Here is a 21,978-nt window from a genome sequence, read left to right on the forward strand (position 1 = left end):
TGTACTTAGCTAAACAAAAACGCCGGCCCCTAGGAGCCGGCGTTTTTGTTTTGTGGTCACTGCTTCGTTCGGTTTTGCGTGAAATCGAACGTGGCGGGCTGCTGCCCGTCAACAGGCACTACTACCCGAATCACATCGGCCGCATCGGTACGCGGAAAGTAGACGTAGCCGCGAATGTACTGGCCCGGCGGCAGGGTATTTTTGCGTAGCAGCCGTTGCTCTACCTCATCCTTCGTGTATCGTACTTGGTCGGCGGCGATGCTGTGGTCTATGCGCTGGTTGGTGTAGTAGTTTCGCTCATTCTGTTGCCGATATGCGCGTGCTTCTATCTCCTCGTCCGTTTCTTTTTTCTTGATACTAACCACGTTTTCTGTGATGTGGCCCAACGTGGTGAGCAGCTCACCGAAACTAACTTTGGTGGCTTCTTTCGATTCATAAGCCAACTGCGTTTCCAGCTGTTGCATACGCTGCTCTGGGTCGATGGCCGCTACGCGTGCCGGCACATTGGTAGGCGCACCCGCTGTTGCGGCCTGGGTGGTCACGGGTTGGTAGAAAAACTGCTCGGGAGCTACCAGAATGGGCTGCGAGGAGCCGTTCTCTACCACTGCCTCAAACACCAGCTCCCTACCCTCGTACCGCACAAAGCTCATCTGCACTAATAAGCTATCTTGCTCGTGCAATACCATTTCGCGCCCTTCATACCAAATTGTATGCTCTGCTGTGGGCTTCATGGTAAGGAAATAAGATGGTCCGCACGCAGTCAAGAAACCGCCAAGAACGAACAGCAACAGATAGTGCAGCACACGCATAGGGTAGGAGGCTAAAGAATAGCTATACTGAAAGTAAATAAACGAAGCATTCGATAAATAATATATAGAAGCGGCCCGGTAATTCTTTAGGCTATATCATAAAATAAAACCCAGGCTGCGGTAGTGCAACCTGGGTTCTAGCAAGACATTTTTCCTGCTTCTACGCCTTCCACACTTCCTGACGCACGGCTTTGCCTACAGTCAGGATGAAGCGAGTAGGGTTGGGCACCAACGTGAGGCGGGCTTCCTTGCCGGAATATTTCTCAGAGTCGATCCAGACGCCTTCTTTGGGGGTAGGCTCGCCGCTGGTATTGGCGGGCAGGTAGGCAGTGGGCAGCAGCACGTCGGTATCGGAGCCCAGTTCGTCGTGCACTTTCTCCAGCGCTTCTTCCAAGAACTGGCCGTACTCATCGTTGAAGTCGTCTTCCAGATCGTGCAGCTCCTCTTCCACGTCGTCGTAGCGGGCGTCGTCGTAGGTGAGGGTTTGCAGCTCTGCCTTTTTCTCAATCAGGGTAACGAGGGCTTGATTTAGTTCAGTAACATTCATAGGTGTACAACGGCGGAGGTTAGAGTTAGCGATACAAAGGTGGGGAGGAATCCCTACATTTCTACGGTAGCAGGACGCAACGGCCAGCAAAGGGCCTACCGGCAGGCCAATATACGAGGTGGCAGACAGTTCGTCTTTTTAGTGGAATTACTATGCTATACGTACGTAGTCGCCAAGATTCGTTGGTGTATTTCTGGCTGATGTTGCGTAAACCTCTTTTCTTTACCGCCGTTCTCACACTACCTACGTTTTTTAATTCCACCATTTCCTCTTTATGGCTCTCTCCCCCGACGTTCAGCAGAAAATAGATACCTGGCTTACTGGCAACTACGACGCAACTACCAAAGCCGACATTCAGCAGCTAGTAGCTACCGGCCAGGAAGATGCGCTCAACGACGCGTTCTACCGCGACCTGGAATTTGGTACCGGCGGCCTGCGCGGCGTAATGGGCGCGGGTTCTAACCGCATGAACCGCTATACACTGGGCATGGCCACGCAGGGCCTGAGCAACTATCTGCTGCGCTCGTTTGGCGGCCAAGAAATTAAAGTGGCCATTGCCCACGACTCGCGCAACAACAGCAAAGAGTTTGCGCGCATTGCGGCTGATATTTTCTCGGCCAACGGCATCACGGTGTATCTGTTCGATGCCCTACGCCCTACCCCGGAGCTGTCGTTTGCCATTCGCTACCTGGGCTGCCAGAGTGGCTGCGTTATCACGGCTTCGCACAACCCTAAAGAGTACAACGGCTTTAAGGTGTACTGGAACGACGGTGCGCAAGTGGTAGCCCCGCACGACAAAAACATCATCGAGGAAGTGCAAAACATCCGGTCGGTAGACGAGGTGAAGTTCCAGGCCGATGAGTCGAAAATCCAGTTGATTGGGCAGGATCTGGACGATGCCTACCTCCGGCAGGTGCAGCAACTCAGCATCAACCCAGCCGCTATTGAGCGCCAGTCGGACCTGAAAATTGTGTTTACCCCGTTGCACGGTACGGGCATTACGCTGGTGCCGCAGGCACTGGAGCGCTTCGGCTTCCGCAACGTGCACGTAGTGCAGGAGCAGGCTACCCCCGATGGCAACTTCCCCACGGTGCAGTCGCCGAACCCCGAGGAAAAAGTGGCCATGCAATTGGCGCTGGATCAAGCAAAAGCCCTCGATGCCGACATCGTACTAGCCACTGACCCCGACGCCGACCGCGTAGGCATGGCCGTGAAAAACGATAAAGGCGAATGGGTGCTGCTGAACGGCAACCAAACGGCTGCCCTGCTCACGCAGTACATCCTCTCGGCGCGCAAGCAAGCCGGCAAGATGACCGATCAGGACTTCATCGTGTACACCATCGTGACTAGCGACGTGCTTGGTGACATTGCCAACCGCTACCAGGTGAAGGCCTACAACACGCTCACGGGCTTCAAGTACATTGCCGGTATCATCCGCGAGCTGGAGGGTAGGGAAACCTATATCTGCGGCGGCGAGGAAAGCTACGGCTTCATGATTGGCGACTTTGTACGCGATAAAGACGCTATATCGGCGTGCGCACTGGTGGCCGAAATGGCAGCCGTGGCCAAAGACAAAGGCCGCACGCTATACGAGGAAATGGTGCAGATGTACGCCGACTATGGCCTCTACAAAGAGCACCTGATTTCGCTGACCAAAAAGGGCCAACGCGGCGCTGAGGAAATTCAGGAAATGATGCGCGAACTGCGCGCCAATCCGCCCGCTACCATCGCCGGCTCGCCGGTAGTGGAAATTCGGGACTACAAAACCGGTAAAATCACGGACAAGCGCACCGGCCAAACCACCGATACCGGCCTGGAAAGCAGCAACGTACTGCAATTCCTAACCGAAGACGGCAGCAAAATCTCGGCCCGTCCTAGCGGCACCGAGCCAAAAATCAAGTTCTACTTCAGCGTGAAGCAGCCGTTGAAATCAACCGTTGATTTCGAGCTGGCTGACCGCACCCTGGATCAGCGCATTCAGGCAATTATCGAGGATATGCAGTTGAAGTAGGGCTAGTTTTGATAGACCGAGAGAGTCTGTCATCCTGAACGCAGTGAAGGACCTTCTCACGGTAGGACGATGCTCGTAACAACGACTCGTTCTACCGTGAGAAGGTCCTTCACTGCGTTCAGGATGACAGACTTTTCCTATCCCCTCAACAACCCAGTCCCTACCCCTCATATCTGCCTTCTCAGACGCAGGCTAGTAGAATACAACTCCCCGCTGGCGCGGCGCACGATAATTACTAGCTCGCGCTGGTCGCCGGAGTGTAGCAGGCGGCTGATTTGTGTGAGCGTCATGTTGCCGGTAGGTTGCATGTTAATGATGAGCAGCTCGTCGTCGGGTTGCAGGCCGGCGGTGGCAGCAGGCGAGCCGGGTTCTACCTTCAGAATAAGGTAGCGCCGGTAGTCGTTGCCCACGGCCAGCAGCTCGATGCCGCTCATATCGTGCTCGAAGGGGTCGTGGTAGAGGGCATTGGGACGTAGCAGCAGCTGACTACGCCGGTAGTCGATGATGGTGGAGAAGCGCTTGAGCAACTCAAAGCCCAGGCCCCCGTCGCGCGGTACGGAGGCTTTCAGGCGTACTTCCTGCGCGTCGGGAAACGACGTGAGCAACGACTGCACTTGGTAGCGCCCCAGCTGCATGCTCTTTACCCGGGCCAGGTAGCCATTAATGTTGCCACTAAGGCCCAGCCCCAGCTGCGCCCGCAGGCGATGCTCGGGTAATGGAATATTGGCCGCTGAGCCGGTTTCCAGTGACAGGGCATGGCCCGCGCCCGTGTCCAGCAGCAGCTTCAGGGGCATCGTCAGCGTATCGTTGAGCTGTACGGCGGTGGTTAAGTACATGCGGTTGGCCCGCAGCGTCAGCGGTACGCGTGCCCACCGCCGCGAGCGGGGCGTCCGGTACCGGACTGGGTCGTGGAGGTAGAGCAGCGCCGGGTCGGTGTGTACTTCCACCACAAAGCTCTGAAATACATCATACCCCAAAATGCCGTGAATGGGCATTCCTACGTAGGCCGACAAGTTGAGCACGTCTTCCGAAATGGCGAAAAACGTGAGGGCCGGGGCCACGGCACCCGGCAGCTGCACCAGTACGCTATCCACGCGGTAGGCCAGCAACGGCTGTTCCGACTCGCCGGCGCCCATCAGCCGGATTTCCTCCCCCGTGCGTAACTGCAGGAAGTTTTTCACGGCCGGATCGGTGAGAATGGAAATCCCTACCCCCGAATCGAGCAGGAAGTTATAGGGGCCCTGCCCGTTGAGGCGGGCACTCACGATAATTAGATTGCGCTGCAACAGAAAGGGTAGGCTGATGCGACGCGCCCGCGGCCGCTCGAACTGAAACGCTGGCTTTTCCTGCGCTACCAATGGCCCGGCGCTCAGCAGCAACGCCACCAGCAGCCACAAACGGCTACCCTGAAAAATCAGCGTAATTGCTTGAGAGAGGAGCATGTGGGTGGAAAAGGGCGTCGGGTAAGATACGTAAAAAACGCACACCCTGCCACTTCGTTCCTACCCCGGCATTTCCCACATCCCCTGCGGATTATAATGCAACGCTCCTTCCCGGATGTGCAGCGGCGCCGCCACATTATTGTGGTACAGCTGGCCCGTGCCCAGCCCCTGCGGAAAGCCATCCGTTACGTAGTGCCCGGCAAACTGACTGATGGCGTTCAGCCCCACATTGGATTCCAAGGCTGAGGTCAGCCACCAGCCGATGCCTAGCGGACCGGCTGCCTGCATCCATTGCAGCGTGCGTTGCAAGCCGCCCAGCAGGGTAGGCTTCAGAATAACGTAAGCCGGCCTGACTTCCGTGAGCAGCGCCGTTTCCTGACCTTCGGGCACACCAATCAGCTCCTCATCCAGCGCCACCGGCACCGGCGACTCGCGGCAGATGCGGGCCATTTCGGACCACTGCCCCGCAGCAATGGGCTGCTCGATGGAGTGAAGCGCAAACTCGCTCAGAGCCTCCAGCTTGGCCAGCGCGTTGGCGGGGGTGAAGGCGCCGTTGGCATCTACGCGTAGCGTCAGCACCTCGGGCCCGGCTACGGTCCTGATTTCGCGCAGCAGTTGCAGCTCCGTGGCAAAATCCAGGCTACCGATTTTCAGCTTCAGGCAGGTGTAGCCCTCGGCTAGCTTTTTCTGGATTTGCTCGCGCATAAAGGCCGCGTCGCCCATCCACACCAAGCCGTTGATGGGTAGGCCTACTTCGCCTCGGCTAAAGGACGTATCGTAGAGCAGGCGCCGGCCGCCGTGTTGCAGGTCGAGCAGGGCCGTTTCGAGGGCAAAGCGCAGGGCTGGCAAGTCTTCCCCTACCCACTGGTGCGCGGCGTCGGGTAGCAAAGCTGGCAGGGCTTGGCGGTTGACCTCAGCGCACAGCGCTTGCAGGTGCGCTTCGAAGCGGGGGTCATAATCCGGGCTCAGGCCAGCCAGCGGCGCAGCTTCGCCCAGCCCTACCACGTGGGGCTGGGTGGTATCGTGCACGTGCAGGTACCAAGCCACGTGCTCGGTGAGGGCACCCCGCGAGGTGCGGGCCGGAAATTTGAAACGAAGCGGGCGACGGGAGTAGCGAAGCGTGAGCATAAGAAACCGACAGTAGGTGGGCCATTGGTACACAACAGCGCCGGCCGATTTCAGTTGGCCCCACTACAAAAAATAAACCCCTGGCTTAGCCAGGGGTTTATGCATACAATATAGACCGTTTACTGTCTAGCGAGTAGCTGTAGATGGACGCGTACGGCTAGCCATACCACCTTTGCGGCCGGCAGCACGGGCTTCTTCGGAGGTGAAGCGGTGGCCGCGGCCGCTGGCGTGCGAGGCTTTGCCGCCTTCGCTAGCAATACGGCGCTGCTGCTCAGGATCCATAGCGGCAAAACCACGAGGGCTCTTCGTAACCGTTTTGGTGGCCCGGCGCTGCGCCGGACGACGCGAGGGCGAGGTTGGAGTGGCGTTGGTTTGCATAGCGTTTAATGTGTTAGATTGGTTGGAAAAGATGAAACACAACATCTGCTACCGGCACAAACCGGCAGAGAGCTCGAAACAAGAGACGATAGAAATACTACAAAGGCACACTTTAGTCGATGCAAATCAAGGTTTATACTGAACAGTATGGTTAGTTTCCGCAGTCGATTGCGCTAAATACGGATGAGCTTCCGGGGCTTCCGCCCGCTCTATTGTCCGCCTCCACCCATTTTGTCGTACCTATTAGCCATCTGCCACCTTTGCTGCCTATGTCTACTTCTGCTTCTTCCGTTTCTGTTGCCCCTACCTTTCTCTCCACCGCCAACTGGCTGACGCGCTACCAAGCCGTGCGGGAGCAGTCGGTGGCACTGTGTCGCCCGCTGCTGGCCGAGGACACGGTGGTGCAGCCTACCCTCGATGTGAGCCCGCCCAAGTGGCACCTGGCGCACATGAGCTGGTTTTTTGAAACGTTTTTGCTGCGCGAATACCTACCGGGCTACACGGTCTTCCACCCGGAGTACGCCTACCTGTTCAACTCTTATTATAATTCGCTGGGCAGCCGCGTAAACCGCGCCGACCGTGGCACTATTTCGCGCCCGCCCCTAGCCGATGTGTATGCCTACCGCGCCCACGTAGACGCGCACATGGCGCAGCTGCTGGCCCTGGCCGATACGCTACCGGCCGCCTTCGCCGAGCTATTTGAGTTGGGCTTGCAGCACGAGCAGCAGCACCAGGAGCTGTTGGCTACGGATATCAAGTACATTTTGAGCACCAGCCCGCTGGCACCGGCCTACCTACCCGCTCCCACCGACCGCGCCACGTCTGCCTCGGCCCCGGCCGCTACCTGGCTACCCGTGAACGGGGGCATGAACCGAGTAGGCTACGAGGGCACCGGCTTTTGCTTCGACAACGAACTGCCTGTGCACGACACCTACGTAGCTGATTTTGAGCTACAAAACCGACTGGTGACGAATGCTGAGTATCTGGAGTTTATCCAAGCCGGCGGCTACCAAGATTTCCGTTACTGGTTAGGCGAGGGTTGGGACCTGGTGCAGCGCGAAGGCTGGCATGCGCCCCTGTATTGGGTGGAGAAAGACGGGCAGTGGCTGCGCTTCACCCACCACGGCCTGCAACCCCTAAACCTGGCGGCACCAGTAACGCAGATTAGCTTCTACGAGGCCGATGCCTACGCGCAGTGGGCTGGCTACCGCCTACCCACCGAGCAGGAGTGGGAAATTGCGGCCCGGCAGTTTCAGCCGAACCCGGCCGCCGGCACTTTCCTGGAAAGCGGCCTCTTCGACCCGCAGCCCCTGCCCGCCGACGCCGACCCTACGCAGTGCCACCAGCTCCTCGGCGACGCCTGGGAGTGGACCTACTCGCCCTACCATCCCTACCCTGGCTACCAGCGCGCAGCCGGCGCATTGGGTGAGTACAACGGCAAGTTTATGGTGAACCAGTTGGTACTGCGTGGTGGCTCGTGCGCCACCCCCGAAAGCCACATCCGCCCCACCTACCGCAATTTCTTCCACGCCGACAAGCGCTGGCAGTTCACGGGTATTCGCCTGGCCCGCTGAACTAGTTGGCATTCTGCTAACAGCTGTCATCCTGACAAAGGAAGGACCTTATCACGTTTGAACGACCATCGTACAAACGACTTGTTCTTCCGTCATAAAGCCCTTCCTTCGTCAGGTTGACAACCGTACAATAAAACCTGCACCTGACACCTTTTCTTTCATGCCCCACCTCTCCTCTTCTACCTCCACCGAGCCAGCGGCAACAGCCACCGACCTGGGCCAGCACGTAGTCGATGGCCTGAGTCGCACGCCCAAGATGCTGTCGTCGATGTATTTCTACGACGACGAGGGTAGCCGGCTGTTTCAGCAGATTATGGCCCTGCCGGAGTACTACCCTACCCGCACTGAGTTTGCGCTGCTGACCACGCACCAGGCCGCCATTGCCGACGCCCTGCGCCCCACGGCTGCCGATGAGCACTTTTTTCTGGTGGAGCTAGGCGCCGGCGACGGCCTAAAAACCAAAATCTTACTTCGCCATTTACTCGAGGTTGGCGCGCAGTTTACCTATGTACCGGTAGATATTTCAACGGGGGCGCTGGACGGCTTGGTGGCCAGCCTTTCGGATGAGTTGCCGGCGCTGATCGTAGAGCCCGTTACGGCCGACTACGCCGATGCGCTGACGTTGCTGGCCGCCCGGCCGGGACGCAAGGCCGTGCTGTTTCTGGGGTCCAACATCGGCAACTTCCTACCCGAGGACCGGCAAGACTTCCTGCGAAGCGTAGCCCGCCCGCTCTCCCCCGACGACCGGCTGCTCATCGGCTTCGACCTGCAAAAAGACCCGCGCCTGATTCGGGCGGCGTATGATGATACCCAAGGCGTGACGGCGGCGTTCAATTTCAACCTGCTCACGCGTCTGAACCGCGAGTTGGGTGCTGATTTCGACCTGGCACACTGGCAACACTACACCGACTATGACCCGCTGAGCGGGGCTGTGCGCTCGTTTCTGGTAAGCACCCGTGCCCAAACGGTGCAGTTCACGGCCCTGGACTTGCACGTAGTGTTTGCAGCTTGGGAAATGATTCATACCGAGAACTCCTACAAGTTCACCCTACCCCAGATCAAGCAGCTAGGCCGCGAGGCTGGGCTCACGCTGGTGCATTCCTTCTCCGATGCGCAGGCGTATTTCGCCGATGTAGTGCTGGCACCCCAATAGCTGCGGCCTGCCTGTTCACGTTCAGTCGTCTGCTGCCCATGTCTGCTACGTCCTCGTCTTCTCTGCTCAGTCTGGCCTCCGGCTATGGCCCCTACCCTACCCCGGCCGTGGCGGTAGAGGCGGCTATGGCTACCCTGCGTACCAACCAGGCCCTACCCGTGCCGGCGGCCGAAGGACAGCCGGCATTGCGGGAGGCCCTGGCGGCACGTTACCAGCACCGCGGCGCCACCCACGTCACCCCCGACCACGTGGTGGTGACGCCCGGTGGCAAAGCGGGTTTGCTCACGCTGCTACAAGCCGTGCTGCAACCCGGCGACGAAGTGCTGGTGCCCACGCCCGCGTGGTTTGGCTTTTGGGAGGTGACTAGACAAGCGGGCGGAGTGGTGCGTACGCTGCCGCTTTCTGCCGATAATAACTACGCCTTCACACCGGCGCAGCTCACGGAGGCCCTCACGCCCCGCACCCGGCTGCTGCTGCTTACCAATCCTAACAACCCCACGGGGCGCCTGTATACGCGGGCTGAGGTAGGGGCGCTGCTGGCAGTCACGCAGCAACACCCCGAGCTGCTGGTACTTTCCGACGAAATCTACGATTTGGTGCAGTTCGGCGAGAAGCCCACGCCTACCCTGCTGTCCTTCCCCGACCCACACGCGCAGCACCTGGTACTCAATGGCTTCTCGAAGTCGCTGGAGCTAGTGGGCTGGGGTGTGGGCTATTTGGTAGTACCGCCAGCGCTGGCCCGCACCTGCGCGGCTATTCAGTTTGCTACCGGTAAGTCGGTGCCTGTGCCGGCGCAGGCGGCGGCCCAAGCAGCCGTAGAAGCCGCCGATGCCATTGCGGCCGACCTGCTGGCCCAGCTGGCACCTAACCGCGCTCAGCTCCTGCACGCCTTAGCCACCCTACCCCTCGTGCCTGCCCTACCCCCACCAGCCGGTACCTACTACGCCTTCCCCGACTTGCGCGCCTACCTGCCCGCGGCTGAGCCAGCAGAGGCAGCGAATCTGGTAGCGCATATCAAGCGCCACGGGCTGGAGGTGGTAGACGGCACCAACTGCGGCGCGCCAGGCTTTGTGCGGCTGTCGTACGCCGTGGAGCCCGAGGTGCTGACCGAAGCGCTGGGCCGGCTGCGCACGGCGCTAGCGGCGGTAGCCAGCAAGTAGCTACTCCCTGCGCATTACGCTACCTTTGCCGGCTCATTTGTCTGCTTTGTCATGCCTCTCACTGCGCTCCGTCCACATATCAAACCCACCTTGCTACTGGCCTACCCGGTGGTGCTTAGCCAGTTGGGCCACGTGCTTGTCAACGTCTGCGACAGCGTGATGGTAGGCCACATTGAGCCGCCCGCCTTGGCGGCCACGTCGCTGGCGGCTATTTCGCTGGGCGTGAGCACGAGCACGGTAGGGCTGGTACTGGGCCTGGGCGTATCACTCGGCATTACACCGCTGGTGGCCGCCGCCAACGGCCGCCGCGACGTGCCCGCACTGGGCCGATTGCTGGTAAATGGCGTGTGGCTGTGCTTGGCGGCCGGCTTGGTACTGGCTTTGTTGGGCTTCGCCCTGACGCCGCTGCTACGCCACCTGCATCAGCCGGCCGCTGTGGAGGCCCTAGCCCGCCCCTGGATTCAGGTGCTGTTTGTGTCTTATGTGCCCCTCATGCTGTTTCAGGCGTTCAAGCAGTTTGCTGAGGGCCTGGGCCTCACCCGCCAGGCCATGTACCTGTCGATTATCGCCAATGTGGTAAACGCCTTTTTGTGCTACGTGCTGATTTTTGGTCATTTCAGGGTAGAGCCCATGGGCATGATGGGCTCGGCCTGGGCCACGCTCACGGCGCGCGTATTGATGGCCGTGCTGATGGGTGCCTACGTGCTACGAGCGGCTCGCCTGCAACCGTACCGCGAGGCCGCCAGCGCCCAGTTCCTCCCCGATGCCCCTACCCTACGCCGGCTGTTAGGTCTAGGTGCTCCTATTGGGGTGCAGATGATGTTCGAGATGGGTGCCTTCAGCTTCTCGGCCATCATGATTGGCTGGCTAGGCGCCACGCCGCTGGCCGCGCATCAGATTGCCATCAATGTGGCGTCCGTCACCTACATGGCTGCCAGTGGCATTGCGGCGGCGGCCACCATCCGGGTAGGCAACTTCTACGGCCTGGGCGACGGCCCCAGCGCCCGGCAAGCGGGTTTTACGGCCTACTGGCTCACCTTCGTGTTCATGAGCACGATGGGGCTGATACTAGTAGCAGGTCGCGGCTTCATCCCCTACCTCTACAACGACACGCCGCTGGTAGTAGAGCAAGCTGCTGGGCTGCTGCTCATTGCCGCACTATTTCAGGTGTCCGATGGCTTGCAAGTGGTAGGACTGGGCGCGTTGCGCGGCCTGGAAGATGTGAAAGTGCCCTCCGTGGTGGCCTTGCTGGCCTATTGGGCTGTGGCGCTACCCATAGGCTATGGCCTGGGCTTTGGAATGGGCTGGGGCGCCACCGGCGTATGGATAGGGCTACTTACCGGCCTCACACTGGTGGCGGGCGTGCTGCTGTGGCGCTTCCGCCAGCACAGCCTCCAAACGCCAGTAGCCGTAAACCCTGAGCGCATTGTACTGGCGCATTGAGTGGTGAGTAAGAAACACGTGTGTCATCCTGAGCGGAGCGAAGGACCTTGTCACGTTAGCACGAGCCGTTATTACGTCCGTCGTTCACGCGTGAGAAGGTCCTTCGCTCCGCTCAGGATGACACACGTGTTTCTTACTCACCACTTTTCACCATTCAGCATCTCACCACCTCGCAACTAAACAACTTGCTTTTGGCGTTGGCACGGAAGTAGTATTCCTGTCTGCCATGTCGTTTCTGTCGTTTCTGTTGCCCGCGCTGCTGCTGGGTCGTTTTTCTCCTGCCTCCGCGCCTACCCAAACCACGCCGCCTAAGCCGGCCGTCATTGCGTGGTCGGCGCAGCGCAAGCTCACCTGGGCCGATTTCAAGAGCAAGCCTACCCCTGCCGACCGTCTGGCCGCGCTGACATCGGGCAACATTGATGTACAGGTAGGCTGCAAGGACTTCGTGTTTTCCTCGCAGGTGCAGGCTGTATTTATGCCTGCCGAGTCGTGGGTGCGGGAAGCTACCACGGCCAGCCCCGATCTGCTGCGCCACGAGCAGCTACACTTCGATATTACGGAGCTATATGCCCGCCGCATGCGCCAGAAGCTGAGCCAAACGCAGTTCGACTGCCAGCACCTGCAACCTAAGTTTCAGAACCTGACTAAGGCCATGTTTGCGGAATGGCAGCGCGAAGAAGCGCGCTACGACCAAGCCACCAACCACGGCCTGAACAAGCAGCAACAGCAGCTCTGGGAAACCCAGGTGCAGCAAAAGCTAGCGCAGTTAGAGCAATTTGCGCTGGCCCAATAAGCCGTTGGTGTTGCATGAAGCGCTACCTTGGCGCTTCATATGACAACATCTCCTACCCTACTTTCCTGGGACGAATTCACCCGCGTTGATCTGCGCGTGGGCACCATTGTAGAAGCCCGCGAGTTTCCGCAGGCGCGCAAGCCGGCCTACCAGCTACTGATTGATCTGGGGCCAGAAATAGGCCTGAAGCGGTCCAGCGCCCAGATCACGCACCACTATCAACCCGCTGACCTCGTAGGCCGCCAGGTATGGTGCGTAGTCAACTTCCCACCCAAGCAAATCGGCCCCTTTCGCTCCGAGGTGCTCGTGACGGGCACACCCGATGCCGATGGACACATTGTGCTAGCCACAGTGGCTAGCCCCGTTCCCAATGGCAGCCGTTTATTGTAGAAGAGGTGAGGTGGTAAATGTGCAAAACGTCTGTCCTCCTGAGCTTGCGAAGGACCTTCTCACGCGTGAACGAGTCGTCATTTCGCTTGTCGTTCACGCGTGAGAAGGTCCTTCGCAAGCTCAGGAGGACAACCGCTCTGTATTCACCGCTTTTCTATTTCGCACTTTTACTGTTTACTTCTTCCAGCTTCTTTTCGCGGGCAGCTAGGCTGTCGATAATCTCTCCGTAGATTTTGTCGAGGTCTTTGTCATGGATAGCGTAGTAGCGGTAGCTCTGCTGAAAGGCCGAGTCTGTAACCTGATGTTGCTGCAATACCAAGCGCTGCTGTTCGTTGTAGAGCGCCCGCGCCGAATCGGTGCTCAGGCGTCCCGACTCGATGCGCGCTTCCAGAATGTGCAGGTCGATGAGGATGCCGCGCATTTGCTCTTTGGAGAGCAGCTCGGCGGGCGGCACGGCCAGTTCGGGCCGGTCGCAGCTGCCTAATAACAGGCTCAAAGACAGCAGAGCGCAGGATAAAAGAGTTTTCACGTGAGCAAAGTTAGCTAGATCCCGTAGTTTAGCCGTGATGAATACGCCCGAAGCCACGCCTTTTCAGCAACTCGTGCGCCGCTTGCGGCAGATGGAGATACGTATTCTCAAAACGGCCGATGCGCAGTTGCAAGGCGATTTCAGCTCGGTGTTCAAAGGCACGGGGTTGGAGTTTGATGATGTGCGCCTCTACCAGTACGGCGACGAGGTGCGGGCCATCGACTGGGCCGTATCCAGCAAAGGCCACGGTACGTTTGTAAAGACCTACAAGGAAGAACGCGAGCAGTCGGTTTTATTGCTCCTTGATGTTAGCGCCTCGCAGCAGGTAGGCGCCCAAGGTAGGCGCAAGCTCGATGTGGGCCGCGACATCTGCGGCCTACTAGCGCTGGCAGCCGCCCGCCAGGAAGCGCAACTGGGCATCTTCGCGTTTTCTGACCAGAAAGAGCTGTTTTTGGCACCTGGCAAGGGTATTCGGCACGCTTATGCCCTCATCAAGCGGCTGTTTGACCTGGAGCCCCGCTCGCGCCAGACCAATGTGGCCGAAGGCATCAAGCAAGCGCTAGGGCTGCTAAAGCGCCGCAGCATCGTGCTCTTGATTTCGGACTTTATCGACACCAACTATGAGCGGGAGCTAACGATGCTGGCCCGCAAGCACGACCTGATTGTGGTGCAGCTACTGGACCAACGCGAGCGGCAGTTTCCGCCCCTGGGCATCATTCCGCTGCTTGACCAGGAAACCGGCCGTACCGTGTGGACCAACACGTCTTCGGCCGCGTTTCGGGCGCGCTACCGGGCCACCTACGAGCAAAACCGCGAGCAGATTGGGCAGATTTGCCGCCGTCACCGCACTGAGTTTCTATCCATCGCCACCGACTCTGACTTTGTGCCGCAGCTGGTGAGCCTGTTCCGGAGGCGCAACCAGCGAGGTGGCCGTGGGTAAGCGCGCTGCCTGGGTAGGGCTGTTCTGGCTGCTGGCTGGCAGCACGGCGCACGGGCAAGCAACTCCCGCCGACACACTACCGCGAGGCCACTTTGCGCAGCCCACAGTACAGGTAGGGCAGCCCATTCGCTACGAGCTGACGTACCGCCACGCCCCCAATCTGGAGGTAATTTTTCCAGATTCGACGGCCAATTTTGCGCCGTTTGAGCTGATTCGGCGTTCCTACCAGCCTACCCGCACCCGCCAGGGCCGCAGCCTCGACCGCACCGTGTACCTGCTGCGCACCTTCTCCCTCGACCCTGTACAGCAGTTGCGCCTACCCGTGCTGGTGCTGCGCGGCCGCGACACGCTCACGGTGCCTACCCTCCCCGACTCGGTACGGCTGACGCGCACGGCGGCGCCCTTACAGCCAGGCACCCCTACCCCCACCCTGCGCGCAAACGTGCAGACGCTTCCTGTAGAAACGCGCTTTAACTATCCGTACTGGCTAGCGAGCTTGGCGCTGCTGCTGCTGCTGGCGGGTGGGGTGGTGTTGGGTTTTCGCAAGAGCTTGCGCCGGCGCTACCAGCGGTACCGGCGGCGCAAGAACCACGCGTATTTTCTTGCGCAATACGCCCGCCATGTGGAGCGGTTTGAGCTGTCGCGCTCTCTCACCAACATGGAGCGGGCCATCACACTCTGGAAAAACTACCTCAGCGGCCTCGAGAACAGCAACATCAACAGTCTGACTACCCGCGAGATAGTGGCCCATTATCACCACGATTCGCGCGTGGCCCAAGCCCTTCACTTAGCCGACCGCATGATCTACGGCAACCAACTCATGGAGGAAGAAACCGAAAGCGCGCTGGTGTTTGAGTTGCTGCGTGACTTTGCGCAGACGCGCTACCAAGCCGACGAGCAGGCCGCTTAGAAGCCATCTGCATCGGCTTTGCTGATCATCTAGTGATGTAGTTACAGCGCGAGGCGAGTTGGGTCTCTAGAAGAAGTTGTTAGGCGAGTCCTTGCTCGCCCATACATGTGGGTAAAATTCCAGCACGGAAAACACACCTATACCCGCTCAGGCTATAGCGAGCAGGGTTTGCGCTTGACGAGCATTCCGGCTCGTACAGAGCAGAGAGATAAGTCTTTAAACGTGCATTACAGACCCAACACCGCAAATGAGGTTGAATTGGTCGCCACAATTTTGAACAAAATTTTGGCCTCTTAAGCATTGACTTTAGAATCGCACTTCCCTGCACTATTGAGTACTGCGACTCATATTCCTTTTCCAAGGGATTGATTATACGGTGGTTGTTGATATGCACATATGCGAGTTAGACATGCCACAAAGAATTGCTAAAACAATTTAGCAAGCAGCTACGCGGCTTTAGGACAGTAAGCTTAATTTCCAGAATTCTATATTCGATCAAATAGTCAATTCACTTAAACACAACCTATTATCAACCTACTCCTACCTGTATGATTACTTCATTAAGAGTAAAAGGGGCAGTGCTTGTGTGCCTGCTTCAAATGATCATCTCTCCCTCTATGGGTCAAGTAAGATGGCCGGCCAATCAACTGCTTCCTTCTTTCCCAGCACCGGCCAAAACACAGGATCTTATCTATCTGCGCGAGGTTACTTCCCGCTGGGAAGCTGAGGGTTCATCGCTTGGTCACGGCACCGGCCGCTTGGAAGGCGACGGATGGCTTTGCCAGACCGGCATTGACGCGCCTAACCGGCATATGGTCTATGGTCCCTACGTCACCAACATACCGGCCGGGCCCAATGTGGCCGAGTTTCGCTTGAAGGTCGACAACAATACCGCTAACAACGATTCGATAGTAGACCTTGACGTTCGGAATGCCACCACAGGCCAAACGCTGGCCTCGCGGACGCTCACCCGGCGGCAATTCCCGGTCGCCTCCGACTACACCAACTTTACGCTGCCGTTTACATTGCCGGCAGACAATCAGTCGTTGGAATTGCGCGTGTTTTGGCGCGGTACTTCCTACACAAAAGTGGACTGGGTTGGCCTGCAGCAAAATCAATCGTCTGCCGAACTGTATTTGTTTGCTTCGCTGAAAGGCATCATCAACAAAAAACAGCCGCGCATCTTTTCCTACGAAGGCGACGCTTTTGCGGAAGGCCCTTATACCTGGCTGGAGTCGTTGGGGCTGAACTGGTTGGAACCCGCAGATAAGTGGGACCTGATTACGAAGTATCGGCGCGAGGTATCGGGCCTGATCGTGTACGACCCCGCGCAGATTCACACCGTGAACCTGGCAACCTTGTTGGCCAAAGACAAAAAGGCTCTTATCGCCTCACCAGAATTAGTGTCTCGGCTCACGGCTGCCCCCTACAACTTGCCCATCTTGCTTGATTTGCGCGGCCAGTTTAGCAGCAAACTACAAGTATATCAGACCATTTACAGTAAGTATTGGCCTAAACTTGACCATCGGTTGCTGATTGGGCTGAATCCGGATGCTCACAAATCTTCTCTACGGGAGTACGCAACGGCGCTTGGAGCCGCAGTTATCTGGCTAGACCCAAAAGTTACCGGTGAGAGTGAACTCCTGAATAACTTCCTGGCTTCCATGCCAGCAGGCGCGAACGTGATGGGATGGTGGCCGGAGGAACAACCCGGCGTAGAGCGCGCCTCCCGCTACGGCATTGCCACCATCGCCAGCGACTACGCCACCAATCTGACGATGCATAGCGGCATGCCCAGGAAAGTAACCCCAAAGCCTATACCACCAAAACCTGCTCTGCAAAATAAGATTTACGTTGCCTTTATCCTGAGCGATGGCGACAACCTGCAATACGTGGAGCACCTGATGCGCAAGCTCTGGAATAACCCCGACCGAGGATCGGTGCCGATGGGCTGGACGCTCTCCCCGGCCATGCTAGATGCCATGCCGGGCGCCCTAAACTACTACTGGAAAACTGCTACGGCTAACGACAACCTGATTTCGGGCCCTTCGGGCTATGGGTACGCCTACCCCAACAGCTTTCCAAATCAGAAGGCATTAGACCAGTTCGTGGCAAAAACCGAAGACTACAATCGGCGGGCGGGTTTCCGGGTTGTCACGGTTTGGAACACCATCAGTGGTGGCATCAACGAGAATGTCGGCCAGAGCTTCGCCGAGAAAGCCCCCTCGTTGCTGGGGCTGACCGGCCAAAACACGGGCGGCGGCCTGACCATCTACCAGCAGAAGCTACCTGGTATGGCCCTTTCCTGCAACTACTGTACGAACGAGCAAGCCATGAAAGACCATATTGCTACTGCCTCAGCCGATTGGGATGGCAACTCGCCTCGCTTTGTGATTATTCAGGCGCAGCCCTGGACGGATGTGAAACCCACCAATTTCAAAAACGTGGCAGCCTCTCTCAACACCGATTATGTGGTGGTGCGGCCAGACCATATTTTCCAACTTATTCGGGAGGCAAACGGCCTCGCAATTAACCCGGGTAAGAAACCCACTGTAACCGGTAAAAGTAGCAATGACGAGTCGAAGGTCTTGGTAGGCCAAGCAGGAATTGCGCTCTACCCGAATCCCACTACCGATGAGCTAACGATTACCGGACTAGCCGAAGCTACTGACGTGACCGTGTATGATCTTACTGGAAAAGTGATGGTAAGCAAGATGCGCGTAGCACCAAGCCAGCCTGTTTTAAGTGTGAAAAACCTGAAGTCTGGCGTCTATTTGCTTCGAGCGGAGGGTAAGGAGAGCAGTGTATTTAAGTTTGTAAAAGAGTAGTGCTCCTTGCGTAATCACTGCAAATACTCCTCTGAAACTATGCCGTACATCTCCGCACCTTCTGGCTCGGAGATGTACGTACGCGGTATAGATGACCAGTTTAGCTTATTGAGATAGTACGACCACGGCCTGGAATCTCAACTGACAACTACATACAAGCACAGCGCTTTACAAAAAATAAATGAAGATTACATGAAACACAGTTGCATATTACTTTCCAACTGAAGTAATATTGCATCAATGTTTCATGTATTCTTCATTTAGCGCAGCTTGCTTCTATGAAATTCAACCTTTCCACCTCTACCTTTCTATTAGGTGTACTCGCCACGGCAGCGCTGTCTTCGTGCGACAACGATTCGGAAACGACACCCGATGTGGCGGCCACCGAGCAGGAGCACCGTTATGTGCGCGTATTGGTAAGCGATGAGCAAGCCACTAAGCTCACGCAGATTACCCCCTTCGATGCTTCGGTAGCGTCTTTCGACACAAAGTTTCCGCTAGCCAATCTGTACACCACAGCTTCGGGACGTTTTGCAGCAGTGTTGTATCAAAGCCAAAACCTGGTAGAGATGTTTGACACTGGGCTGGAGTCGCACGTAGATCACGTGGATGTGAAAGGCACGCCAAAATGGGCTGCCATTACGGCAACAGGGCCTAAGCCTACCCACTTCAAGAGCAAAAACACTGAGTCGCTGATTTTCAACGACGGTGATGGTACTCTCAGCGCCGGCAACGACGCCGATTTTCATACGCCAGGCGCCAAGTTTAAGACTATCAACGCCGGGCTGCTACCCCACCACGGCGCTATGGCCCAGTTCGATAACGGTAACTACGCCGTTACGGCCGCCGCTACCTCCGGTGCCAGCCCTACCAGTGTGCGCGTTGTCAGCAGTACGGGCAGCCTCGTGCACGCCTCCACACTCACCACTGGCAGCATCCACGGCAACGCCACTGATGGGCAGAATGCTGTATTCGGCTGCTTCACCACGTCGGCCAATACCTCGGGCAGCGTGCTGGTAGTGAAGCAGTCGGGTGAGCAGCGCCTGATTGCTAACCCGGCTGATTTTGGCGCTTTCCGCCTCGGCAGCATCTACTATGCTGAGGCTGCCAACAAGTTTATCGGCTACGTGGCCACCAAAGGCGCCTACCTCATCGACCTGAGCAGCGACAAAATCACGCCCATCTACACCGGCACCGACGCCATTCAGTGCAAGGTAGATCAGGCGGGCAGCAACCTGCTGATTCTAACTCTCGACGGCAAGCTGCGCGTGTACGATCTGGCCACCGGCACTCTGAAAAAAGAAGGCCAGGCCATTGCCGCTACCCCTGCTGCCGACACCTACAAGCCGGTGCTGGAAGCCACGGAGCGCTTTGCCTACATTGCGGTGCCTTCGCTGGGCGAGGTGCACCAAGTGAAGCTTACGGATTTTGGCAGCGTGACCAAGCACAAGGTATCGGCCCGGCCGGTGCGCCTCACGGTAGCTGGCTTCGAGAGCAGCGCCTCGCACTAACGGCCCACGGTCTGCCCAGGCAGCCACCGATAGAGTAGTATCTTTGGAAGACTTCCGTGGCGGAAGGAATACAGCCGTATTCTGCACGCCCGGAAGTCTTTTGCCGTTTACTACCCAGACTTCCCTTCTTATTTTATGCTCGAACAGCTTTGGCACCGCTTGCTGGCACCCTTCCTGGACGCCCTGCGCTACTCCACGCTGACGGGTTATACCTGGCAGGAGCCGCGCCTGCTGCTGTTGCTACCGCTGGTGCCGCTGCTGTTTGTGGTGCGTTGGGCGCTAGCCTACCGCCGCCGGGCCCGGCTGGGGGTAGCCTTTGTGGGGGGTAGGGTGCGGCAAGACTGGTCGGCGCTGCTACGCTTTGTGCCGGATATAGTCTTGGCGCTCAGCCTAATGTTTGGCCTAGTGGCCTTGGCTCGCCCCCAGCGCACCGACGAGCGCGTGGTGCAAACCGGCGAGGGCATCGACTTGCTGCTGGTGCTAGACGTGTCGGGCTCGATGGAGCTGGGCGACCTGCGCCCCAACCGCCTGGAAGCCGCCAAGCGCGTGGCCCGCGAGTTTGTGGATAGCCGCGCCGGCGACCGGGTAGGGCTGGTAGTGTTTGCCGGCGATGCCTACTCCCTGGCCCCCCTCACCACCGATTACGACCTACTGCGCGACGAGCTGCGCAACCTGCGCCTGGGCATGATTGCCAACGACGGCACGGCCATCGGCTCGGCGTTGGGCGTGGCCACCAACCGCCTGCGGGCTTCGCGCAGCCGCACCAAAGTGTGCATTCTGCTTTCCGACGGTGAGAATACCGCCGGTAGCCTCGACCCACTCACGGCCGCCCAGCTGGCCCACGCTTATGGCCTGAAAATATACACCATCGGCCTGGGCCGCGACGGCACCGTACCCTTCGGCACCGACCCGGCGGGCCGCACCCGCTACGTGGAAACCCGCCTCGACGAAACCACCATGCGCCAGATTGCCCAGGCTGGTGAAGGCCAGTTCTTCCGCGCCACCGACAACGCCGGTCTGCGCCAGGTATTTCGCCGCATCAACCAGTACGAGAAGTCCGAAATCAAGCAAACACGCTTCCGCAACACGAAAGACTACTATCGTATTTACTTGGGTTGGTCCGTGTTGCTGTGGCTGGTATGGCTGGGGCTGAAGAATACCTTCCTGACCAACGCGCTGGAAGATTAGGTAAGCATGCATTAGACGTCATTTATTATAACTATCTATCTTACAGAATTGTACATTTATTCTTATTATCCGATGAAAAAGTATCTACTACCCCTTCTCCTGTTAGCACCAGGCATAGTAGCCGCACAGAAACCCGAGAAGCCTCTTTCATTCATGTTGAAAGGCCAGTTGGACCAGCGCCTGAACGCTCCGGCAAAGGTCTATTTGCGCTATGGTGGAAAAACAGACTCGGCAGCGGTACGGAAAGGGAGTTTTCAATTGAAAGGCCAGACAGATGAGCCCAAAAGAGCTTGGCTGTACCTGAGTCGAAACAGCGAAAAGCCAACGGATTACAAAGGTGGTTTTTACCTCGAAAATGGTACGCTCACCTTCACCAGCCCCGATTCTCTTAAGAACGCTACCATCACTGGTGGTAAGCTCACTGCGCAGTGGCAGGCATTGTTTGCGGACAAGCAGAGACTTGTGTATAAGACACTTGACACACTGGAGAAAACCTTTTGGGCCGGCACGCCCGAGCAACGACAGTCGCTGGAGTTTAAGCAAGGGTTGCGGGCGCGTCGGGCAGTTGCCTTGAAAGAGGAAGCACGGCTGGATTCTACGTTTATCATAGCCCATCCCAGTTCGTTGGTTAGCCTTGATCAACTAGGTGTGGTGAGCGATGACAAGGGCCGCCATGCATTTGTCGAGGCCATGCTTGCTACCCTTTCCCCGGCATTACGCGACAGCCCGCAGGCTGCGGATATACGGAATAGGATGCGCAAGGCAGCCTTGGGACTAGATGCCGAACCAGCGTTGAAGGTAGGAATGCAGGCCCCCGACCTGCTGCTACCCACTCCTGATGGTAAGCAAGTGTCGCTGAACGATTATCGTGGTAAATACGTGCTAGTTGATTTCTGGGCTAGCTGGTGCGGCCCCTGCCGCGCCGAAAATCCGAGTGTGATACAGGCTTACAATGCCTACAAAAACAAGAATTTTGACATTCTGGGTGTATCTATTGACGATGCCAAAGACCGAGCAAAATGGCTGAAAGCCATTCAGGACGATCAACTTGTCTGGACGCAGGTTTCGGACCTGAAAGGTTGGCAGAGCCCAGTTGCTACATCTTACTTCGTGCGGGCCATTCCGCAGAATTTTCTGGTAGACCCTACTGGCAAAATCGTGGCTATGAATCTGCGGGGCGAAGCGCTGCAACAGAGACTTGCACAGTTGGTAAAGTAGGTAGGGGAGTACGCTTGGTCCCTTCC

The 21,978-nt window shown here is 57.8% G+C and carries 19 protein-coding genes; 13 read left to right on the forward strand and 6 right to left on the reverse strand.

What is annotated here, in order from left to right:
- Positions 1-56: 56 nt before the first annotated feature.
- The gene (locus tag MUN82_RS11675) at positions 57-731 is read right to left on the reverse strand and encodes a hypothetical protein (RefSeq protein ID WP_245090428.1); all 675 of its coding nucleotides are present in this window, start codon (positions 729-731) and stop codon (positions 57-59) included.
- Between the two features lie 238 nt (positions 732-969).
- Positions 970-1,356 (reverse strand): hypothetical protein, encoded by a 387-nt coding sequence (locus MUN82_RS11680; RefSeq protein WP_245090430.1) that lies wholly within the window; start codon positions 1,354-1,356, stop codon positions 970-972.
- Between the two features lie 274 nt (positions 1,357-1,630).
- On the opposite strand from MUN82_RS11680, the gene MUN82_RS11685 reads away from it, so the two are divergent.
- Positions 1,631-3,367, forward strand: a complete 1,737-nt coding sequence (locus MUN82_RS11685; protein WP_245090432.1) for a phospho-sugar mutase — start codon at positions 1,631-1,633, stop codon at positions 3,365-3,367.
- 167 nt (positions 3,368-3,534) lie between these two features.
- Here the strand turns inward: MUN82_RS11685 and MUN82_RS11690 are convergent, their stop codons facing one another.
- From MUN82_RS11690 to MUN82_RS11700, 3 genes are all read right to left on the reverse strand, one after another.
- A complete protein-coding gene (locus tag MUN82_RS11690) occupies positions 3,535-4,809 on the reverse strand; it encodes an aspartyl protease family protein (RefSeq protein WP_245090434.1) in 1,275 nt (424 codons plus the stop codon).
- 60 nt (positions 4,810-4,869) lie between these two features.
- On the reverse strand, positions 4,870-5,937 hold the full coding sequence (locus MUN82_RS11695) for an o-succinylbenzoate synthase (RefSeq protein WP_245090436.1): 1,068 nt from the start codon (positions 5,935-5,937) through the stop codon (positions 4,870-4,872).
- A gap of 126 nt (positions 5,938-6,063) precedes the next feature.
- Positions 6,064-6,315: a KGG domain-containing protein gene (locus MUN82_RS11700; RefSeq protein WP_245090438.1), complete on the reverse strand. Its 252-nt coding sequence runs from the start codon at positions 6,313-6,315 to the stop codon at positions 6,064-6,066.
- Positions 6,316-6,584: 269 nt separating this feature from the next.
- On the opposite strand from MUN82_RS11700, the gene egtB reads away from it, so the two are divergent.
- From egtB to MUN82_RS11730, 6 genes are all read left to right on the forward strand, one after another.
- Positions 6,585-7,889 (forward strand): ergothioneine biosynthesis protein EgtB, encoded by a 1,305-nt coding sequence (gene egtB / locus MUN82_RS11705; RefSeq protein ID WP_245090441.1) that lies wholly within the window; start codon positions 6,585-6,587, stop codon positions 7,887-7,889.
- 160 nt (positions 7,890-8,049) lie between these two features.
- Entirely contained in the window at positions 8,050-9,042 is a 993-nt protein-coding gene (gene egtD, locus MUN82_RS11710) for an L-histidine N(alpha)-methyltransferase (RefSeq protein ID WP_245090444.1), read from the forward strand.
- A 38-nt stretch (positions 9,043-9,080) separates the two neighbouring features.
- A complete protein-coding gene (locus MUN82_RS11715; protein WP_245090447.1) occupies positions 9,081-10,202 on the forward strand; it encodes a pyridoxal phosphate-dependent aminotransferase in 1,122 nt (373 codons plus the stop codon).
- Positions 10,203-10,253: 51 nt separating this feature from the next.
- A complete protein-coding gene (locus tag MUN82_RS11720) occupies positions 10,254-11,645 on the forward strand; it encodes an MATE family efflux transporter (RefSeq protein WP_245090450.1) in 1,392 nt (463 codons plus the stop codon).
- 226 nt (positions 11,646-11,871) lie between these two features.
- Entirely contained in the window at positions 11,872-12,438 is a 567-nt protein-coding gene (locus MUN82_RS11725; protein ID WP_245090453.1) for a DUF922 domain-containing protein, read from the forward strand.
- A 39-nt stretch (positions 12,439-12,477) separates the two neighbouring features.
- Positions 12,478-12,828, forward strand: a complete 351-nt coding sequence (locus tag MUN82_RS11730; protein WP_245090456.1) for a tRNA-binding protein — start codon at positions 12,478-12,480, stop codon at positions 12,826-12,828.
- 154 nt (positions 12,829-12,982) lie between these two features.
- Here MUN82_RS11730 and MUN82_RS11735 read toward each other — a convergent pair whose 3' ends face one another.
- The gene (locus MUN82_RS11735) at positions 12,983-13,357 is read right to left on the reverse strand and encodes a DUF4296 domain-containing protein (RefSeq protein ID WP_245090459.1); all 375 of its coding nucleotides are present in this window, start codon (positions 13,355-13,357) and stop codon (positions 12,983-12,985) included.
- A gap of 37 nt (positions 13,358-13,394) precedes the next feature.
- On the opposite strand from MUN82_RS11735, the gene MUN82_RS11740 reads away from it, so the two are divergent.
- The 6 genes from MUN82_RS11740 to MUN82_RS11765 all read left to right on the forward strand — a co-directional run bounded on the left by MUN82_RS11740 (position 13,395) and on the right by MUN82_RS11765 (position 21,952).
- Entirely contained in the window at positions 13,395-14,297 is a 903-nt protein-coding gene (locus tag MUN82_RS11740; RefSeq protein WP_245090462.1) for a DUF58 domain-containing protein, read from the forward strand.
- Positions 14,290-15,207 (forward strand): hypothetical protein, encoded by a 918-nt coding sequence (locus tag MUN82_RS11745; RefSeq protein WP_245090466.1) that lies wholly within the window; start codon positions 14,290-14,292, stop codon positions 15,205-15,207. Before MUN82_RS11740 ends, MUN82_RS11745 begins: the two co-directional genes overlap by 8 nt.
- A 617-nt stretch (positions 15,208-15,824) precedes the next feature.
- Entirely contained in the window at positions 15,825-18,035 is a 2,211-nt protein-coding gene (locus MUN82_RS11750) for a T9SS type A sorting domain-containing protein (RefSeq protein ID WP_245090469.1), read from the forward strand.
- Positions 18,036-18,313: 278 nt separating this feature from the next.
- Complete coding sequence (locus tag MUN82_RS11755) at positions 18,314-19,546, forward strand: hypothetical protein (protein ID WP_245090475.1); 1,233 nt, start codon at positions 18,314-18,316, stop codon at positions 19,544-19,546.
- Positions 19,547-19,681: 135 nt separating this feature from the next.
- Positions 19,682-20,734 carry a vWA domain-containing protein gene (locus MUN82_RS11760; protein ID WP_245090478.1) on the forward strand — a complete coding sequence of 351 codons (1,053 nt, stop codon included), beginning with the start codon at positions 19,682-19,684 and terminating at the stop codon, positions 20,732-20,734.
- Positions 20,735-20,806: 72 nt separating this feature from the next.
- Positions 20,807-21,952, forward strand: coding sequence for a TlpA disulfide reductase family protein (locus tag MUN82_RS11765; RefSeq protein WP_245090481.1), 1,146 nt, complete (start codon positions 20,807-20,809; stop codon positions 21,950-21,952).
- The last annotated feature ends 26 nt before the right edge of the window (positions 21,953-21,978 follow it).

The sequence above is a fragment of the Hymenobacter aerilatus genome, from assembly GCF_022921095.1.
Taxonomy (GTDB): domain Bacteria; phylum Bacteroidota; class Bacteroidia; order Cytophagales; family Hymenobacteraceae; genus Hymenobacter; species Hymenobacter aerilatus.

Excerpts from the sequence above, each read along its gene's own strand:
- MUN82_RS11760 (WP_245090478.1), top strand. The coding sequence starts at position 19,682 with ATGCTCGAACAGCTTTGGCACCGCTTGCTGGCACCCTTCCTGGACGCC.
- egtD (WP_245090444.1), top strand. The coding sequence starts at position 8,050 with ATGCCCCACCTCTCCTCTTCTACCTCCACCGAGCCAGCGGCAACAGCC.
- MUN82_RS11730 (WP_245090456.1), top strand. The coding sequence starts at position 12,478 with ATGACAACATCTCCTACCCTACTTTCCTGGGACGAATTCACCCGCGTT.
- MUN82_RS11720 (WP_245090450.1), top strand. The coding sequence starts at position 10,254 with ATGCCTCTCACTGCGCTCCGTCCACATATCAAACCCACCTTGCTACTG.
- MUN82_RS11680 (WP_245090430.1), bottom strand. The coding sequence starts at position 1,356 with ATGAATGTTACTGAACTAAATCAAGCCCTCGTTACCCTGATTGAGAAA.
- MUN82_RS11750 (WP_245090469.1), top strand. The coding sequence starts at position 15,825 with ATGGGTCAAGTAAGATGGCCGGCCAATCAACTGCTTCCTTCTTTCCCA.
- egtB (WP_245090441.1), top strand. The coding sequence starts at position 6,585 with ATGTCTACTTCTGCTTCTTCCGTTTCTGTTGCCCCTACCTTTCTCTCC.
- MUN82_RS11740 (WP_245090462.1), top strand. The coding sequence starts at position 13,395 with ATGAATACGCCCGAAGCCACGCCTTTTCAGCAACTCGTGCGCCGCTTG.
- MUN82_RS11700 (WP_245090438.1), bottom strand. The coding sequence starts at position 6,315 with ATGCAAACCAACGCCACTCCAACCTCGCCCTCGCGTCGTCCGGCGCAG.
- MUN82_RS11765 (WP_245090481.1), top strand. The coding sequence starts at position 20,807 with ATGAAAAAGTATCTACTACCCCTTCTCCTGTTAGCACCAGGCATAGTA.
- MUN82_RS11685 (WP_245090432.1), top strand. The coding sequence starts at position 1,631 with ATGGCTCTCTCCCCCGACGTTCAGCAGAAAATAGATACCTGGCTTACT.
- MUN82_RS11725 (WP_245090453.1), top strand. The coding sequence starts at position 11,872 with ATGTCGTTTCTGTCGTTTCTGTTGCCCGCGCTGCTGCTGGGTCGTTTT.
- MUN82_RS11675 (WP_245090428.1), bottom strand. The coding sequence starts at position 731 with ATGAAGCCCACAGCAGAGCATACAATTTGGTATGAAGGGCGCGAAATG.
- MUN82_RS11715 (WP_245090447.1), top strand. The coding sequence starts at position 9,081 with ATGTCTGCTACGTCCTCGTCTTCTCTGCTCAGTCTGGCCTCCGGCTAT.
- MUN82_RS11690 (WP_245090434.1), bottom strand. The coding sequence starts at position 4,809 with ATGCTCCTCTCTCAAGCAATTACGCTGATTTTTCAGGGTAGCCGTTTG.
- MUN82_RS11755 (WP_245090475.1), top strand. The coding sequence starts at position 18,314 with ATGAAATTCAACCTTTCCACCTCTACCTTTCTATTAGGTGTACTCGCC.
- MUN82_RS11695 (WP_245090436.1), bottom strand. The coding sequence starts at position 5,937 with ATGCTCACGCTTCGCTACTCCCGTCGCCCGCTTCGTTTCAAATTTCCG.